Origin of the sequence: Sphingobium nicotianae (assembly GCF_018603885.1) — a bacterium.
GTDB lineage: Bacteria > Pseudomonadota > Alphaproteobacteria > Sphingomonadales > Sphingomonadaceae > Sphingobium > Sphingobium nicotianae.
This window is the reverse complement of the sequence record NZ_JAHGAW010000012.1, coordinates 14,848-30,573: the sequence shown is the minus strand read 5'-3', so window position 1 is coordinate 30,573 and position 15,726 is coordinate 14,848. Positions and strand designations below refer to the sequence as shown.

Annotated in this window: 15 protein-coding genes; 11 read left to right on the top strand and 4 right to left on the bottom strand. The window is 61.5% G+C overall.

Annotated features, from left to right (window positions below):
• Positions 1 to 6 precede the first annotated feature (6 nt).
• The 6 genes from KK488_RS17020 to KK488_RS16995 all read left to right on the top strand — a co-directional run bounded on the left by KK488_RS17020 (position 7) and on the right by KK488_RS16995 (position 7,316).
• On the top strand, positions 7 to 1,944 hold the full coding sequence (locus KK488_RS17020) for a thiamine pyrophosphate-dependent enzyme (RefSeq protein WP_214624908.1): 1,938 nt from the start codon (positions 7 to 9) through the stop codon (positions 1,942 to 1,944).
• A 5-nt stretch (positions 1,945 to 1,949) separates the two neighbouring features.
• The gene (locus tag KK488_RS17015; protein WP_214624907.1) at positions 1,950 to 2,603 is read left to right on the top strand and encodes a c-type cytochrome; all 654 of its coding nucleotides are present in this window, start codon (positions 1,950 to 1,952) and stop codon (positions 2,601 to 2,603) included.
• Positions 2,604 to 2,717: 114 nt separating this feature from the next.
• The gene (locus tag KK488_RS17010; RefSeq protein ID WP_214624906.1) at positions 2,718 to 4,850 is read left to right on the top strand and encodes a TonB-dependent receptor; all 2,133 of its coding nucleotides are present in this window, start codon (positions 2,718 to 2,720) and stop codon (positions 4,848 to 4,850) included.
• 184 nt (positions 4,851 to 5,034) lie between these two features.
• Positions 5,035 to 6,360 (top strand): Rieske 2Fe-2S domain-containing protein, encoded by a 1,326-nt coding sequence (locus KK488_RS17005; RefSeq protein ID WP_214624905.1) that lies wholly within the window; start codon positions 5,035 to 5,037, stop codon positions 6,358 to 6,360.
• Complete coding sequence (locus tag KK488_RS17000; RefSeq protein ID WP_284732224.1) at positions 6,357 to 6,707, top strand: non-heme iron oxygenase ferredoxin subunit; 351 nt, start codon at positions 6,357 to 6,359, stop codon at positions 6,705 to 6,707. The genes KK488_RS17005 and KK488_RS17000 overlap by 4 nt, the downstream gene beginning before the upstream one ends.
• Positions 6,708 to 6,806: 99 nt before the next feature.
• On the top strand, positions 6,807 to 7,316 hold the full coding sequence (locus KK488_RS16995) for a MarR family winged helix-turn-helix transcriptional regulator (protein WP_214624903.1): 510 nt from the start codon (positions 6,807 to 6,809) through the stop codon (positions 7,314 to 7,316).
• A gap of 5 nt (positions 7,317 to 7,321) precedes the next feature.
• On the opposite strand, the gene KK488_RS16990 is transcribed toward KK488_RS16995, so the two are convergent.
• Genes KK488_RS16990 through KK488_RS16975 form a run of 4 tightly spaced genes read right to left on the bottom strand, consistent with a single transcriptional unit; the run spans position 7,322 to position 10,461 of the window.
• Positions 7,322 to 8,047: a class II aldolase/adducin family protein gene (locus KK488_RS16990; RefSeq protein ID WP_214624902.1), complete on the bottom strand. Its 726-nt coding sequence runs from the start codon at positions 8,045 to 8,047 to the stop codon at positions 7,322 to 7,324.
• A gap of 56 nt (positions 8,048 to 8,103) precedes the next feature.
• The gene (locus KK488_RS16985; protein ID WP_214624901.1) at positions 8,104 to 8,715 is read right to left on the bottom strand and encodes a glutathione S-transferase family protein; all 612 of its coding nucleotides are present in this window, start codon (positions 8,713 to 8,715) and stop codon (positions 8,104 to 8,106) included.
• A 31-nt stretch (positions 8,716 to 8,746) separates the two neighbouring features.
• Positions 8,747 to 9,736, bottom strand: coding sequence for an amidohydrolase family protein (locus KK488_RS16980; RefSeq protein ID WP_214624900.1), 990 nt, complete (start codon positions 9,734 to 9,736; stop codon positions 8,747 to 8,749).
• A gap of 26 nt (positions 9,737 to 9,762) precedes the next feature.
• Positions 9,763 to 10,461 (bottom strand): dienelactone hydrolase family protein, encoded by a 699-nt coding sequence (locus KK488_RS16975; RefSeq protein WP_214624899.1) that lies wholly within the window; start codon positions 10,459 to 10,461, stop codon positions 9,763 to 9,765.
• A gap of 296 nt (positions 10,462 to 10,757) precedes the next feature.
• Between KK488_RS16975 and KK488_RS16970 the strand changes: the two genes are divergently transcribed.
• The 5 genes from KK488_RS16970 to KK488_RS16950 all read left to right on the top strand — a co-directional run bounded on the left by KK488_RS16970 (position 10,758) and on the right by KK488_RS16950 (position 15,684).
• A complete protein-coding gene (locus tag KK488_RS16970) occupies positions 10,758 to 11,708 on the top strand; it encodes a LysR family transcriptional regulator (RefSeq protein WP_214624898.1) in 951 nt (316 codons plus the stop codon).
• Between the two features lie 200 nt (positions 11,709 to 11,908).
• Positions 11,909 to 12,427, top strand: coding sequence for a cupin domain-containing protein (locus KK488_RS16965; protein ID WP_214624897.1), 519 nt, complete (start codon positions 11,909 to 11,911; stop codon positions 12,425 to 12,427).
• A 116-nt stretch (positions 12,428 to 12,543) separates the two neighbouring features.
• Complete coding sequence (locus KK488_RS16960; protein WP_250890632.1) at positions 12,544 to 14,100, top strand: spinster family MFS transporter; 1,557 nt, start codon at positions 12,544 to 12,546, stop codon at positions 14,098 to 14,100.
• Between the two features lie 4 nt (positions 14,101 to 14,104).
• Positions 14,105 to 14,458: an NIPSNAP family protein gene (locus KK488_RS16955; protein ID WP_214624895.1), complete on the top strand. Its 354-nt coding sequence runs from the start codon at positions 14,105 to 14,107 to the stop codon at positions 14,456 to 14,458.
• Positions 14,455 to 15,684, top strand: coding sequence for an NAD(P)/FAD-dependent oxidoreductase (locus KK488_RS16950; protein WP_214624894.1), 1,230 nt, complete (start codon positions 14,455 to 14,457; stop codon positions 15,682 to 15,684). The genes KK488_RS16955 and KK488_RS16950 overlap by 4 nt, the downstream gene beginning before the upstream one ends.
• Positions 15,685 to 15,726 lie beyond the last annotated feature (42 nt).

The following is a 15,726-nucleotide window of genomic DNA, read 5'->3' as shown; positions in this document are numbered from 1 at the left end:
AGAGAAATGGAAGACGCCAAGTATCTCGGACGCCGGAGCTTCATCAAGGCGTCAGTTCTCGCGGGAATTGCGACGCCGACAATTCCCGCGCTTGCGAAGCGCGAGAGCACGCCTGCTCCCAGCAAGGTCTCGCCACCGGGATCGGCTGCCGCGACCGCCGAAAACGGCGCAATCTCAGAGGCGGACGACGCACCTCATCTCATCCATCGGCCGGGGTCGGACTTCATGGTGGATCTGCTGAAGGCAACCGACACACGCTATGTCTCAGCGATGGCGGGTTCCACCTTTCGCGGACTTCACGAATCGATCGTGAACTACGGAGGCAACAAGGCACCGGAGCTCATCGTCTGTGTGCATGAGGAAATATCGGCAGGCATCGCCCACGGCTACGCCAAGGTGGCCAACAAGCCGATGGCCTGCCTTGTTCATAGCACCGTCGGTCTCCTTCACGCGTCGATGGCGATCTACAACGCCTGGTGCGATCGTGCTCCGATCATGGTCATCGCGGGCAACGGGCTTGATGCGACGAAGCGCCGCCCGGGGGTCGAGTGGGTGCATTCTGCGCAGGATCTGGGCGCTCTTGTCCGCGAATACATCAAGTATGACGACGCTCCGATCAGTCTCCAGCACTATGCCGAATCCTACATGCGCGCGCACGAACTCTCGATGACGCCGCCCTACGAGCCTGTGATGATCGTGGCTGATTCCGAATTGCAGGAAGAGGAGGTCGACGCGGACATCGAGCTGAGGATTCCAGCGCCGGCGCCCGTCTCGCCGCCGGCGGCGCCTCCTGAAGCAATCGATCGCGCTGCCGACATCCTGCTGGCGGCATCGGCTCCGCTTATCGTCGCCGATCGTGCCGCGCGATCTCAGCGGGGTGTCGAGCTCATTGTGCAACTTGCCGAAATACTCGGTGCACCGGTGATCGATCGCGCCGGGCGACTCAACATGCCGACCACCCATTTCCTCTGCCAGACAAGTCTGCAGAATACCCTCATCCGTGAGGCCGACGCGATCATAGGGCTGGAGCTCACCGACCTCTGGGGAACGATCAACAGCGTGCCCGATGTTCCGGGTCGACCTTCACGCCGGGTCGCTCGGCCGGAAGCGAAGGTGATCGGGATCAGCACCGGCTACGGCTACGTCAGATCGGTGGTGCAGGACGCTCAGCGCTATTTCGCGGCAGATGTGGCGATCGCCGCGGATGCCGAAGCGAGTCTGCCCTCTCTGATCACCGCCATCGACCGGAAGATGTCGGGCGCGCAGCGTGAGGCGGTGGCGGCGAAGAAGGCAAGGCTTCGGTCTGCGTATGCCGAGATGCGAGCGAGCGATGCTGCCGCGGCAGCAATCGGATGGGACGCATCGCCCATCAGCACGGCGCGACTTTCGATGGAGATATGGGAGCAGATCAAAGACCTGGACTGGGGACTGGTCTCGAACCACGCCTTCATCAGCTCGTGGCCCCAGCGTCTGTGGGACTTCACCAAATACCACCAGTATATCGGCGGAGAGGGCGGTTACGGCGTGGGTTACGGGGCGCCCGCGGCCGTCGGTGCCGCGCTCGCGCATAGGGACGCGGACCGCATCGCCGTGGCGATTCAATGTGATGGTGACCTCATGATGCTGCCCGGGACGCTCTGGACAGCCGCGCACCACCGGATCCCGCTGCTGATGGTGATGCATAACAATCGGTCCTGGCATCAGGAGACGATGCATCTCAAGCGCATGGCCGGACGACGCGACCGCGATCCGCATACATGGGCGGTGGGCACGACGATCACCGATCCCGAAATCGACTTCGCGAAGATCGCGAAGGGCATGGGCGTCTACGCCGAGGGACCGATCTCGAAACCGGCCGAGCTCAAGGGTGCACTGTCCAGGGCGCTTGCGGTGGTCCGTAGCGGGCAACCCGCCCTTCTCGACACCCTCACACAAATGAGGTGATTCCGATGCGCAAATTGACTTTCGCCGTCGCATGCTGCGTCTTTTCGGCGATGCTCCTACGCGATCCTGTCGAGGCCCGCCTGGGTGCGCAGTCGAGCGATGCTCTCACCGCTCCGTACGAAACCCGCGATCCGGGACAGAGACAATATGTCCGACAGGGATGCTACCAATGCCACGGGCTCGTGGGCCAGGGGTCGATCCTTTCGGGTCCGAGCCTTTCTCCACTGCGGATCGATAGCGACGCCTTCCGAAGGTATGTCCGGAACCCGAAGGGCGCCATGCCTCCCTACACGAAGCGGGTCCTCGCCGACGCCGACCTCGACAGCATCGAGGCATTCATCCGCTCCTTGCCTCCCGGTCGGCCCTACAAGACAATCCCGGCTCTCGCGAGGGTCGGATCATCCAGCGATCACGCCGCGGAGCCGCAGCTCTCGCCCAGCGGGCGGGCGATTTACCAGCGTCATTGCGCCGCATGCCACGGCGAATCTCGGGAGGGCGGCATCGCGCCAAGCCTCATCGGCGCAGGAAGGAAGCGAGACGTTGCCGCAATCGCCGCGCTGCTGGCCAACCCGCCGAGAGGGATGCCCAAGCTCAGCCCGCAACCCCTGACGAACAAGGACGTCGAGGCCGTTGCCCGCTTTGTCGCGGACGTCCGATAGTCGAGCGTGGAGCTCTATGACAATACATTGATCATCAATGTATTGATTATATGTGCGGCCGCGTCTATGGATTGGTTGCCCGCTCGAAGAGGCGGCAGCCCTAGGGGAGAGACAATGAAAGACTTCCGTCACCTGATAAGCGCATCGGCAGCCGTTCTTGCTTTTGCTTTGAGCGCAACCGCTCATGCTCAGACCGCCGACCCTCAGCCTGCTGCAGGCGCTTCGGAAGCACCCCAGACTGGAGGCGCGAGCAGCCTCGAAGACATCGTCGTCACAGCGCGCAAGACGTCGGAAAATCTGCAGCGCGCGCCCGCGTCGATCGTCGCCGTCGGCGGCGAAGAACTGCAGAACCGCGGTATCACCGATGCCATATCGTTGGGCAAGATTTTGCCGAGCGCGAATCTGAGAACTCAGGGACCGGTGACCCAGGTCTTCATTCGAGGCATCGGTTCGCGAACCGATCTTCCCAATTTCCAGGCGGCATCGGCACTGCTCTACAACGGCGTCATCATCCAGCGTTATGGCACGTTCGGCCTCACCTACGACCTGGAGCGGGTGGAATCGATCGCCGGCCCGCAGGGCACATTATACGGTGGGTCCGCGGCAGGCGGCGCGATCAATCTCTTCTCGCAGGCGCCGAAAGACGATTTTTCAGGTTATCTGCAAGGGATCTACGGCAGTTACGACACGGTGCAGTTTACAGGGGGGCAGAATTTTGCGGTGTCAGACACGCTCAGTCTCCGCGTAGCCGGCGACTACAAGCGTCGAGACTCCTTCTACAAAAACGGCCTGAACTCCCAGAACGCTTGGAGCGGCCGGGCGTCGATGCTCTTCAAGCCGACCGACAATTTCAGCGCGCACATCTTCTATACGCACGGTCACGATACCGGCAAGCCGATCACAAATCTGGTGACCAACCCGCCTGCGGACCCCGATCACCCCTTCCGCCTTCCAGCGACCGGCGCTGCAGGAAATCCGCTGAACGGTCGCGAGACCTATCAGGACAACCGCAATGACATTGTCGGGGCCAACATCTCCCTGGACGTCGGTGACAGCACCTTCACCTACATTCCGGCATATGTCGACTTCAAGGCGGAGTACCTCTATTTCAGCGGCGCGGTCGGCAACAAGCTCTTCGTCTATGACCGCGAGCGCCAGCATTCTCAGGAGCTGCGCTGGAACGGCGGGTTAGGGCCCGTCAAGCTGACCGCCGGCCTCTTCTATCTCCGAAACACCACCGACTTCACTGACACGCAGCAGCGCTACACCGGACCGACCACCTTCACGCCGGTTCTGCTCAACATCACCGACCAGACCAACACCAGCTACGCTGCCTTCGCTCAGGCGATCCTCTCAGTGACCGATCGCCTTCGGATTACGGGCGGCGCGCGCTACTCGCGCGACAAGATCGTGGCAAACGGCGTCGGGGCCTCAGGCGTGCGGATCGCGTTCGACCATGCGCACTCCCGCCCCGACTACAAGCTCGGCGTGGACTACGACCTTGCCGATCACGTGCTGGTCTACGCCAACCTGCAATCCGGCTATATCGGCTTCGGCTACAATCCCGATGTCGGACCGACGGCGACAAACCCGCAGAATCCGATCGTTCCGGAGTCGAAGCTCACCGCGATCTCCGGCGGCTTCAAATCGCGCCTTCTCGACAATCGGCTGGAGGCGAATGTCGAAGGCTTCCATTACCTCTACAAGAACTTTCAGGCGATCCAGTTTGTCAGCGCCACCGGCCTTTCGACAGTCCTGAATGCGGAAAAGTCGACGATCTACGGCGTCGACATCAATCTGCGCGCACGCATCACGCCTAGCTTCTCGGTGTATGCTGCCCTCGTTCTGCAGCACGCTCGCTACGACAATTTCGCAGGAGTTGGCTACAACTTCAGTGGCAATCAGATGATCAACGCGCCGGACGTCAACTTTCAGGGCGGCATCGAAAAGCGCTTCGAGCTGGCCGGCGGCGCAACGCTCACCGCACGCGTTGATACCCAATATGAGGACGGCCACTATGGCGCATTCAACAACCTGCCGACCCAGCGGCAGGACGCGTTTCATCGTACCGATGCTTCACTGATGTACGCGCCGGCGAGTGACAGATGGAACGTGCAGATCTTCGTCCGTAACATCGAGAACGCTACGGTGTTCACGACGATCAACGGCGGGTCCGCAACCGCGGCTGCAAGCGGAGGCCTGGAGCCGCCCCGCACGTTCGGGGGACGCCTCTCCATCAAGTGGTAGCCGTCTTCGGGCGCAAGCCGACCGAATCAGGCAATGGGCAGGAAGTTCAGCAGCTTCCTGCCCATTCGCGTGTGAAGTGCTTGACCTGCTCTGCGCGGCATTTGCCCGTTGACTTCAGGCCAGCACAAATATAGTCAATACATTGACTAATTTCCCCCATCGGGTGAATAGCAAGGCGAGGATTATGACGAACGGCACACAAACACCCGCAGCCTATGACGGCTACTATCGCAAGCAGGTCGCCGCACCGGACATGATGCTTTGCGGGGTCGGCCGTGGCACCCCGGGAGGCGAATATCTGCGGCGCTTCTGGCATCCGGTCGCCTATCTCAGCGAACTCGGAGAGCTGCCGCTGCGCATTCGGGCACTGGGTGAGGATCTGGTCGCGTTCAGGGACGGAAACGGCGAGGTGGGCGTGCTGCACCTGCACTGCTGCCACCGCAACACATCTCTCGAGTTCGGCATCGTCGAGAAACGCGGCATCCGGTGCTGCTATCATGGTCGGCTCTTTGCCCCTGATGGCACCCTTCTGGAAATCCCCGGTGACCCCAATGCAGAACGCCTCATGTGCGAAGTGTCGCAAGGAGGTTATCCTGTGCATGTCTTCGCGGGCATCGTGTTCGCCTACATGGGTCCGCCGGAACGGATCCCGGCCTTCCCCATGCTCGATCGGTTCGACATACCTGGCGTGGAACTGGTACCCGGAGTTCGGTTCGAGCTCGAATGCAACTGGGTGCAGATCAAGGAGAATGTCGTCGACCCGCACCACACCAACATCCTGCACACGATCCCGCAGCGGCGCGGTGTCGAACATTTCGCGGACGAATTCGAGCATTTCCCCGAACTGACTTTCATGGAGACGCCGGCGGGCGCGATGTATCTCGCCGCCCGACGCTCGGGCGACAATATCTGGATTCGCTCTGCCGAATTCTTCGGGCCGAACATCCACTGTATCAGTTCGATCTTCGAGGCAGGCGCCTCCCCCAAGGACGCCACTCCTCCCTTCATGACGTTCTGGACGCTCCCCGTCGATGACGAGAGGAGCATCAACTTCTACATTAGCCACGTCGCTTCCGAGGAGACGATGCCATTCGAGAAGAGGCGTGCACTGGAGATTTTCGGTCAGCGCGACGACCGTCCCTATGCGGAGCGACAGTATCTGCCGGGCGACCATGAGGCGCAAGTCGGACAAGGACCGATAAACATCATCGCCCTCGAGCATCTTGGAACGCACGATCGTGGAATCGTCATGTTCCGACGGTTCGTTCGGCAAGGCATCAAGGCAGTGTCCGACGGGAAGGACCCCAAGGGCTTCTATATGCCGGAGGTGGACCTGCCACCGACCTTCGCGAACGATCGCGTCGTGCCGGTAGACGCGATCGGCGGATCGCCCAACGATCCTGCCGTTCTGGTACGGGTGGCCGAGCAGGTGGGCCGCGATTATCTGCAGAACCCTCCCATGCCGATCTTGAAGGCAGACCGAAGCGCGAATGCGGAGCTTCCGGCATGAGTCAGCCTGGGCAAGCGGCGAGCTGGGTCGCGACGATGCAGGCGGCCGACATCGACTCCGACTTCCCGTCGATGGTGATCGTCGATGACGTCGAAATGGTCCTGTGCAGGTCAGATGACGGCTTCTTCGCGTTGGGCAACATCTGCTCGCATGCGTATGCCCGACTTTCGGACGGCCATACCGAAGGCAATCAGATATTCTGTCCCTTGCACCAAGGGAGTTTCGACATTCGCACGGGCGAGGCTATCGCCTCGCCCTGTTACGAGCCGGTCGCCTCCTATCCAACGAAGGTGGAGGACGGGGTTGTCTTCGTCTGTCCAGCTGCCAGGGCCGCTGCGACGCCGTAGCCTCCTTAGCGAGGGTCTCCCGCTGTTCGGTTGACACTGTCGTCCTCAGACCCATAACGCTCGATGAGGTGCGCGATCGAGTAGGGGTCTTTTTCGGAAATGAGTTTGAAGCTTTCGGAGATCACGGGCTACAGCTCCTCCTACGACGTGTTGGGGTACCTTCTCCGTCTGATGTCGTCGATCTGGCACCGGCAACTCAATGCTGAGCTCGCCAAGATCGGACTCACCGAGATGCAGTTCGTTCTCATGATCGGTCTTGGCTGGCTGCTCGAATCCAATGTCAAAGGCGTCTCCCAGCGACAGCTGGCCGACGCCTGCGGAATCAGCACGGCGCTAGCGTCACAGGTCATGAAGCCGCTGACCAAGAAGGGCCTGGTCGAAGTCGGCCCCCATGCCAGCGATGCGCGCGCCCGGGTCGTCAGCCTCAGCGCCGAGGGTGAAGCCAAGCTTAAGGAGGCGGCCGCCATCCTCCGTCGTGCCGACGAGGAGTTCCGTTCCGACAATCCGAAAGTCTACGACAAGCTCTTCAAGGCCCTGCGAGAGGCCGTGGACGTGAAGATGAAGCTGGCGGGGGAACATCCGGAGGACCTGGGGGCCATGCCCCGATAGGATGATCACTCGGCAAGCATGCCGTCACAACCGGCTCGGGCAGCCCAATAGCGCCAGGCGCGCTGGACTTCGGGGGCCGAAGGATCGATCGCTCCGATCCGGTCGATTTCGCCCGTAGTCAGATAGGTGACATCGCCCAGTGCCAATGCCTTGCCGAGCACAGCTGCGTTGACACGTAGATAGATGCATATGCGGATGACCTCCACCAATGATCTAGCGACCGCGCTGAAGCCGTGGCCACGCATCAGCACCACCTTGTTCGGTCCGAGCCGCTCCGCGAGATCGCGCCCCTGATCCATGTCGACGACGAGCATGTTCGTCTCGCCGAAACGATCATGGATGTCCCAGCATGGCAGTTCATGACCGATCACGCCTGCACTGTGAATGAGCGGGCGCAGCGGGGTATTTGTGACGGTATAAGGCAGCACATCGGTCGCGTGACTGTGCGCGATGACCGAAACGTCTTCCCTTGCCGCGTAAATGGCAGCGTGGATGAAGCGCTCGATATACAGCGGGCCATCATCAATGCCCGAGGGCCGACCGTCGAGGTCGAATTCCAGAATATCCTCGGCATCGACGAGGCCTGGGCTGCATGACCGTGACAGCAGAAAGCGATCGGGGTTCAGAGGGTTTCGCATGCTGACGTGACCGTAAGCGTCCATGACGCCTTCGTGCGCAAGGATGCGGTTCGCGATGACCAGTTCTCGCTTCACGTGGTCGATGTTCTTCATCAGTTTTGTCTCGCCGTTGAGTGCGCTTTGAACGGGCAGAGGCAGTGCTTGGCGACCTAGGCGAAACCCTCTTCAGCCAAGGCCCGCGTCACGGAGTCCAGTTGCATCATCGCCTCGTAGCCGCGTTGGACAGCGCTCGGCAGCTGAAGGCCGGACATCAGCGCTCCGAGCGCCAGCCAGAAAATCATGAAGTCGGCGATCGTCAATCGACCCGTGAAGTGATCTCCAGCGGCAAACTGCTCATTCAGGATCGCGAGGCCGTCGGTCAGGCGCTGCCGACCTTCCGCTCTGATCGCCTCTTCTTCGGCCACGGAGCCGAACGAAGAGGGCACGAAGATCCGTGTCGTCGCCAGCGCGTGGATCGTGGAGATGCAGTATTCGACTGCCTCCCTTGTTCGCAGAGCCTGATCATGCTCGCGCGGCATAAGGCCGCTATCAGGATGTCGCTCGGCGATCCACGTCAGGATGGTGCCAAGCTCGGTGAGGATCGACCCATCGTCCCTCACGACCGTTGGCACCTTGCCCTTCGGATTGATGGAAAGGAACGAGGAGGAGCGTTGCTCGCCGACAGACAGGTCGATCTGCGTGGCCTCGAAGGATTCACCGACCTGGTGAAGCACCATTCGCACGATCATCGAGCATGCGCCGGGCGAATAATAGAGCTTCATGTCAATCGCTCTCCCGCTATCGGACTTGCCTTCACGAGCGCACGATCCGCGATGTCAGATCTTCCCAGTTGCGGTGCGCGATCCGCTCCTTGTCCTCCTGCGAGATCGCCGCTTGCTCCAGAAAGGCCCGGGCGCCCCCGCCGCCAGACATCTGATACGGGTAATCCTGCGAGAAGATGATCCGATCGACACCCACAGTGGTGATGGCCCAGTCGAGGTATTGCTGGGTGAAAATCCCGCTCGGCGTGTAATATGCGTTCTGCTGGAAATATTCTTTGATCGGGCGATCAAGCTTGAGGTTCGCCTTATCCAGGAGCGCGATCCGGTCGAGGTAAAAAAGGACCACCTCTCCCCAATGCCCGAGCATCACCTGGAGCTTCGGGAATCGATCGAAGACACCTCCCATGACCATACGGAGAAACTCGAGTCCCGCTTCGTAATGCCAACCGATCGCCGCGGTAGCCAGCATGAAGCCGGCGACTGGCTCGAAGCCGTCATAGTAGGCGTTGATCACGCTCGCAGGCGGCATCTGCGGATGAATGTACAATGGAGCGTTGAGGCGCTCGGCTGCGCCATAGACAGGGTCGAAAGCGCGGTCGTCCATGTGACGTTCACCGGTCCGTCCACATAGGAGCGCGCCCTGCAGGCCCAGCTCGCGCACGCACCGTTCGAGTTCGGCTGCGGCGTCGTCCGGAGAGGGCATTGGCAGTGATGCGAAGGCTTCGAACTTGTCGGGTCTTCGCGCCACTGCCGCAGCCATCCCGTCGTTGAATTCGCGAGCAAGCCTGATGGCATCACCCGTCTCGAAGTTCTGGAGGGCTGGCGCGGGCAACGACAGCACCTGCTTGTCGATGCCACAGTCCGCCATCTCGGCGAGGCGAATCGCGTCGAGATCCTCAAGCCGCATCGTGAGATGCTGAGGGCTGTAAGCGACGCTGCTGTCCTGCCGATCGGCCGTTCGCACCCACTCTTCACTGATGTGGCGGGGAACGACGTGCTCTTCCAAGGCGATGATCTTCATGAAGCATTTCCACCATGTATTTCGTGCTAGCCCAGCTTTGATCCGAAGAACTCTCTGGTTCGCTGGTCAGCGAGATCGGCAGCCGCCGGCGATCGCCTGATTCCGAAGGTGTCGGCGAAGCCGTGATGCTCGCCAGGATAGTCATGGATCGTCACGCACGGGTGACCGTCGAGAGCAGCGTGGATTCTTGCCTGAATATCCGCAGGAACGTGGTCGTCGTGCTCGGGAATGTGCAGCATCAGCGGGTTGCGGATCGAGTCCCGTTCACCCAGCATGTGCTCAATCATCACACCGTAGTACCCCACCGATGCGTCGGCATCCGTGCGTGCCGCCGCGTAGGCCGCCATGCGTCCGCCAAGACAATAACCCACAATGCCAACCTTGAGCCCGCCGGAGAGTGTGCGTGCATGATCGATGGTGGCCTGGATGTCCGTGACGCCCACATCCGTGTCGAACCTGATCACGAGCTCCACGCCCTTGGCCATGGACGCCTGATTGTCCGCATCCAGCTGCAATCCGGGCTCGAGGCGCCAGAACAGGTCGGGAGCAAGAGCCAGATAGCCCTCCTGCGCCAGAAGATCGCACTTCCGCCGAATACCGGCATTAACACCGAAAATCTCCTGGACGACGACGATGGCCGCCCTCGGCGTGCCCGCAGGTTCGGCTACGTAGACGGCGAATTCGCCGCTGCCATCACGCGCCGAGACAGTAGTGGAGTAGGTCATCTCTCTTTCGTCTTTCCATTTGCTGCCGGTCAGAATGTGCCGTCGTTCGACGGCAGGCCGGTGTCACCACAACCGCGTCGCTCACCGCGGCGGCCAATTTCATCAATACCTTTACTAAATGCGGCGCAGGTGCGAATAATCCGGCTTTGCCCATGCCATTTGCTCATACCGTGATTGCTGCGAGCACCGGTGCTGGCGATCGTCGCGGCCAGTTCGTCGGTTCTCCCCAGTCTTCTCCGGCATGGGCCGCAACCTCGAAGGAGTCCGGCAGGGCCACATCGATGGAGTGAGAATCCATGCAACGCTTTTTGAACAGTCGGCTGTCGCTAAGACAGCTGAGAGCAATTGCAGCGATAGATCAGTGCGGAAGTCTGTCTCGCGCCGCTGTGTCGCTGGGAATGACTCAATCGGCATTGTCAAAATCGTTGCACGAGGCTGAAAGCATCCTCCAGGTCCGGGTCTTCGAGCGTTCGGCGCGCGGAGCGACCCGCAGTGCCGAAGGCGACGGACCCATACGGGCCGCGAAGACAATCCTTGCCACCCTGAAGCGTCTCGAGGACGAGCTTGATCGCAGCGCGAGCGGATCGATCGATACGGTGACGATCGGAGCGCTGCAATCCGCAGCAATAGGCCTCTTGCCGCGCCTTCTAGCTTCGGTTGTCGACCGGCTCCCCGGCCTGCAGGTCCGCGTCGTCGACGGGGTGACCAGCGACCTCCTCGTGCAATTGTCATCGGGGGAGATCGATCTCGTCCTCGGCAGGATTTACAGGGGGACGGAGGAGGAGCGCTTCATTGCTGAACGGCTTTATGACGAGCCTCTCGCCGTGATCGCTAGAGCCGATCACCCCATCTTCATCGACGAGTCCGAGGGGCTCTCGATTTTCGAGTGCGTATTGCCCACCCATTCCGAGCGGTTCGGACGGGAAATCGAGGCCTTCGCCGAGGCACTGGGACTTCGCCCGTCCAACCTCGTTCGAGCCGGATCCGTCGGCTTTCTCTGCGAAATCCTGCGCTGGTCGGACATGATCACGGTGCTGCCAGCCCTCATGGTAGCGGGTGAACTCGAGCGTGGAGCATTGAAGGCCATGCCGATCCCGGCCGATCAGGCCCTTCGCCCTTCCGGTCTCATGTGGTGCGCCGACCGCTCCCCGACGAGAGGGGCCAGGAGGCTCGCCGAATTGTTGCGGGACGGCATTCAACAGCTTTTGCTCGAAGGTAGCACGATCAGACCGCTCGCGAACCGATGACGACGGAACGCCTTTCGTTTTTCGAACCGCGAGGCAGTCCTTTCAGTCATATCTTCGGCTTCATAAGTGGTTTGAAGGTGCCGATACGGCGCCCTAATCCTGCGCAACACATCTTCCGTCCAGCGGAGTTGCAAAGAGACTGCAGGATTGCCGCTGTCCCATGTGCGGCGCGAACCTGCGAACAGCTACAGGAGTGCGCGATGCCCACCTATTCTTTGGATCATGATGCCGAATACTGGCAGTCGCCAGACCGTTTCCAGTCGATGTTCGAACAGGCTTCCACCATCGGGAACAGGGCGTCGCTGTTCGCCATCGGTGACCCAAACGATGACGATACGCCAATGGCCTTCATTCTTCAGATGGAGCCAGGTTTCGTGATCACGCGCCACGCGCACCCTTGTGATCGTTTCGAGACCATCGTCCGAGGCACTCTCGAAGTGGACGGGCGGACGCTCGGACCCGGCGACGTGCTTATGCACGCGGCAAACGAGCTCTACGGGCCCAAGACGGCCGGTCCTGATGGCTGCATTACGGTCGAGGTCTTCGCCAAGGCGGTGGGCGCCTACGAGCGGATCACCGAACAGCCTGACGGCAGTCGAAAGACCACCAACCTCATTGATGACTTTCAAGGCGGATTCGCCGAGCAGGTAGAGCGTTTCGAGGCAATCAAGAAGGCCCGCGAGGCTGGCGAACCGAACAACAGCCACGAGCGGATATAGTCAATGTATTGACTATATCCGCTCGACTCCTATGATGTGCGACAAAGCGCGGTGCGCGTCGCGCGGAGCGGGAGAGATGAATGTTACCCCAAGCGAGCCCTCAGGCGGCGGGAGGAATGCGAGCGTGGTTTGTCCTCGGCGTACTCACGCTCGTCTACGTCATCAGCTTCATCGATCGGCAAATCCTCTCGATCCTCGCTGAAAGCATCAAGCTCGACCTCAGGCTGAACGATGCCCAGCTCGGTTTTCTCTACGGCACCGCTTTCGCCATCTTCTATGCGCTCTTCGGAATACCGCTGGGTCGCCTCGCGGACAGCTGGAACCGCGTGTGGATGGTCGCCGCGGGATTGATCGGATGGTCGCTCATGACAAGCCTGTCGGGCTTCGCGAGCACCTTCGCCATCCTGGCCATCGCACGCGTCGGCGTGGGTATCGGCGAGGCAAGTACCTCGCCTGCCGCCTATTCGCTCATCACCGATCTCTTTCCTCAGCGACGCAGGGCGACAGCGCTTTCGATCTACACGAGCGGGCTCTACATCGGGCTCGGCCTCAGCCTGCCCGTGGGCGGCATGCTCATGACATTGTGGAAGACCTACTTCCCCTCGCCGGCGGCCGCCCCGCTTGGCCTCTCGGCCTGGCAGGCCACGTTCGCCCTTCTCGGCATTCCTGGCCTGCTGATGTCTGCCGTCGTCCTCGCCATTCGTGATCCCGAGTGGGAGCAGCGCAGGATTGCTGGCGCGACGCCGTGGCGCCGGCTGGGCGATGAACTGTCGACCATCGTTCCTCCGCTCACCCTGTTCGCGGCCTCCCGCCGTCGAGGGGAACTTCGCATCAACCTCGCGATACTGGCAGTCGTCGCCATCCTTTCGGCCGCGGTGGCGTGGGCGAGCGGCGACGTCGCCCAATGGCTGATCTATGGAACAGGGGTGTACGCCGTCGCATCGTGGGCGCAGGCGCTGCGACATCGCGATAGAGCGACCTTCGATCTGTTGTGGGGCACTCCGGTGGTCGTCGCACTTGTCATCGCGTTCGGAGCCATCGCCTTCATCACATATTCGACCGGCTTCTGGGCGTCACCATACGCCCTGCGTACCTTCTACGAAGGCTCGGGCGCGCAGTCGCGCTTCCTTCAGGACACGACACCGCTCCAGGAGGTGTCGCTCTTGGTGGGATGGGGTTCCGCGATCGGATCGGCGTTCGGCGTGATCGCTGGCGGGCTCGTGGCAGACTTCTGGCGGCGCAGGGATCCTAGGGGACGAATCTTCACGATTGCGGGTTCCGTGATCCTTTCCGCGCCTCTGACCGCCGTGATGTTTGCGACGCAGCAACCCCTGACCTTCTTCGCGCTGGTGCCTCTCACGACGTTCGTGAGCTCGGCTTGGTCGGGTGCAGCAATCGCTACCATAAACGATCTTGTCCTTCCCCGCATGCGTGCAACTGCAGGTGCCACCTTCCTCCTCGGCATGAGCCTCGTCGGTCTTGCGCTAGGCCCCTATGTCGCCGGGAAGATCGGCATGGCGACCGGCAGCCTGCGTGTCGGCATCTTCTCCCTCTATATCGTCGCCCCCTTCACTCTGGCGGTGCTCTGGTTCGCATCGCGCCGGCTCGTCGAACTTGAAGAAACGCGCGAGTCGCGCGCGCAAGCGGCTTCCACGCTCGGCCGGGGAGATTGATACGATGATCACGGAGCTGCGCACATATACCTTGGCGTTCGGAACGACGGCGCGATACTTCGATCATTACCGAGAGCTTGGGCAAGCTCCCCAGTGGCGCATTCTCGGCAATCCGGTCGGTTACTACACAACCGAGGTCGGCCCGCTGAATCAGGTCGTGCACCTGTGGAGCTATTCCTCCTTCGAGGACCGCATGGCGCGGCGAGCTGCCCTTTGGAACGACGCCGCGTGGCTCAAGTTCATAGAGGCGATAAAACCGATCGTCGTCGCGCAGGAAAGCCGCCTTATGGTCCCTGCTAGGTTGGATGGCGTTGCGGCGGCCGCCTCGTCTGACGCCGACAGCGGGAGGTGTGCGTGACCGCCCGTTACGATGTCGTGATCGTCGGCTGCGGACACGCAGGCGCGCAGACCGCCATTGCCCTTCGCCAAAGCGGGTTCGACGGCAGCATCGCCATGATCGGCGAAGAGCCGCACCTACCGTATGAACGCCCCCCGCTGTCCAAGGAGTATCTCTGCGGGACGCGGACGCTCGACCAGATGCTCATCCGGCCACCCCAGTTCTGGTCGGAGCAGTCGATCGTCATGTTGCTGGGACAACGTGTGAGCTGGATAGATCCCGTCCTGCGACATGTGGGGCGCCCGGGTGCACAGGACATTGGCTACGGCAAGCTCGTATGGGCCGCGGGAGGCAGCGCCCGTCGGCTCGGCTGTGCCGGGGATGAGGTCTCCGGCGTGCACACGCTTCGCTCGCTCGGCGATGCTCGGAAATTGAGGGCTGAAATTCCGAATGCCCGGCGCGCCGTTGTCGTCGGGGGAGGATATATCGGCCTTGAAGCTACTGCAGCCCTTCGCGAATGCGGCACGGATGTCGTGCTCGTGGAGGCCTCGAACCGCTTGCTTGCTCGAGTAGCCGGCGCGGAAATCTCGCGCTTCTACGAGCGCGAACACAAAAGCCGCGGAGTCGACGTTCGCCTTGACGCCTGTGTCACCTCAATCGGGGAGCGGGATGGCCGGGTCAGCCATGTGCTTATGGCCGGAGGCGAGCGCATCGACTGCGATCTGGTGATTGTCGGGATCGGCATCGTGCCGCAGGTGGCGCCGCTGCTGGAGGCAGGTGCGGTCGGCGGGAACGGGGTTGCGGTCGATGCCCAGTGTCAGACCAGCTTGACCCACGTGTTCGCGGTGGGAGACTGTGCACTGCATGAGAACCGCTACGCGGGCGCACAGGTTCGTATCGAGTCCGTTCAGAATGCCACCGACCAGGCGACCGTGGTGGCAAAGACCATCTTGGGCCACGAGGTCGCTTACGATGCTCTGCCCTGGTTTTGGTCCAACCAGTATGATCTGGTCCTGCAGACCGTTGGCATATCGTCGGGGTACGATCGCGCAATACTTCGCGGCAGCCCGGCATCACGCAGTTTCACCGTGGTTTATCTGAAGGATGGACGCGCGATCGCGATGGACTGCGTCAACGCCACAAAGGATTACGTCGGAGGCCGGTTGATGGTCGCGAAGGGCGTCTCCCCCGATCCAGCGATGCTTGCGAGAACGGAAATCCCGCTCCGCGAGATGCTGGTCGCATGATGCACCCAATCTGACTTGTCATGAGGAGCTCGCATGCTCCGA

What these genes read in the sequence shown, in the direction of transcription:
- KK488_RS16965 (WP_214624897.1), top strand. Translation starts at nt 11,909, where the DNA reads ATGCCCACCTATTCTTTGGATCATGATGCCGAATACTGGCAGTCGCCA.
- KK488_RS16960 (WP_250890632.1), top strand. Translation starts at nt 12,544, where the DNA reads ATGCGAGCGTGGTTTGTCCTCGGCGTACTCACGCTCGTCTACGTCATC.
- KK488_RS16995 (WP_214624903.1), top strand. Translation starts at nt 6,807, where the DNA reads ATGAGTTTGAAGCTTTCGGAGATCACGGGCTACAGCTCCTCCTACGAC.
- KK488_RS16990 (WP_214624902.1), bottom strand. Translation starts at nt 8,047, where the DNA reads ATGAAGAACATCGACCACGTGAAGCGAGAACTGGTCATCGCGAACCGC.
- KK488_RS16970 (WP_214624898.1), top strand. Translation starts at nt 10,758, where the DNA reads ATGCAACGCTTTTTGAACAGTCGGCTGTCGCTAAGACAGCTGAGAGCA.
- KK488_RS16985 (WP_214624901.1), bottom strand. Translation starts at nt 8,715, where the DNA reads ATGAAGCTCTATTATTCGCCCGGCGCATGCTCGATGATCGTGCGAATG.
- KK488_RS16980 (WP_214624900.1), bottom strand. Translation starts at nt 9,736, where the DNA reads ATGAAGATCATCGCCTTGGAAGAGCACGTCGTTCCCCGCCACATCAGT.
- KK488_RS17015 (WP_214624907.1), top strand. Translation starts at nt 1,950, where the DNA reads ATGCGCAAATTGACTTTCGCCGTCGCATGCTGCGTCTTTTCGGCGATG.
- KK488_RS17020 (WP_214624908.1), top strand. Translation starts at nt 7, where the DNA reads ATGGAAGACGCCAAGTATCTCGGACGCCGGAGCTTCATCAAGGCGTCA.
- KK488_RS17010 (WP_214624906.1), top strand. Translation starts at nt 2,718, where the DNA reads ATGAAAGACTTCCGTCACCTGATAAGCGCATCGGCAGCCGTTCTTGCT.
- KK488_RS16975 (WP_214624899.1), bottom strand. Translation starts at nt 10,461, where the DNA reads ATGACCTACTCCACTACTGTCTCGGCGCGTGATGGCAGCGGCGAATTC.
- KK488_RS17005 (WP_214624905.1), top strand. Translation starts at nt 5,035, where the DNA reads ATGACGAACGGCACACAAACACCCGCAGCCTATGACGGCTACTATCGC.
- KK488_RS16955 (WP_214624895.1), top strand. Translation starts at nt 14,105, where the DNA reads ATGATCACGGAGCTGCGCACATATACCTTGGCGTTCGGAACGACGGCG.
- KK488_RS17000 (WP_284732224.1), top strand. Translation starts at nt 6,357, where the DNA reads ATGAGTCAGCCTGGGCAAGCGGCGAGCTGGGTCGCGACGATGCAGGCG.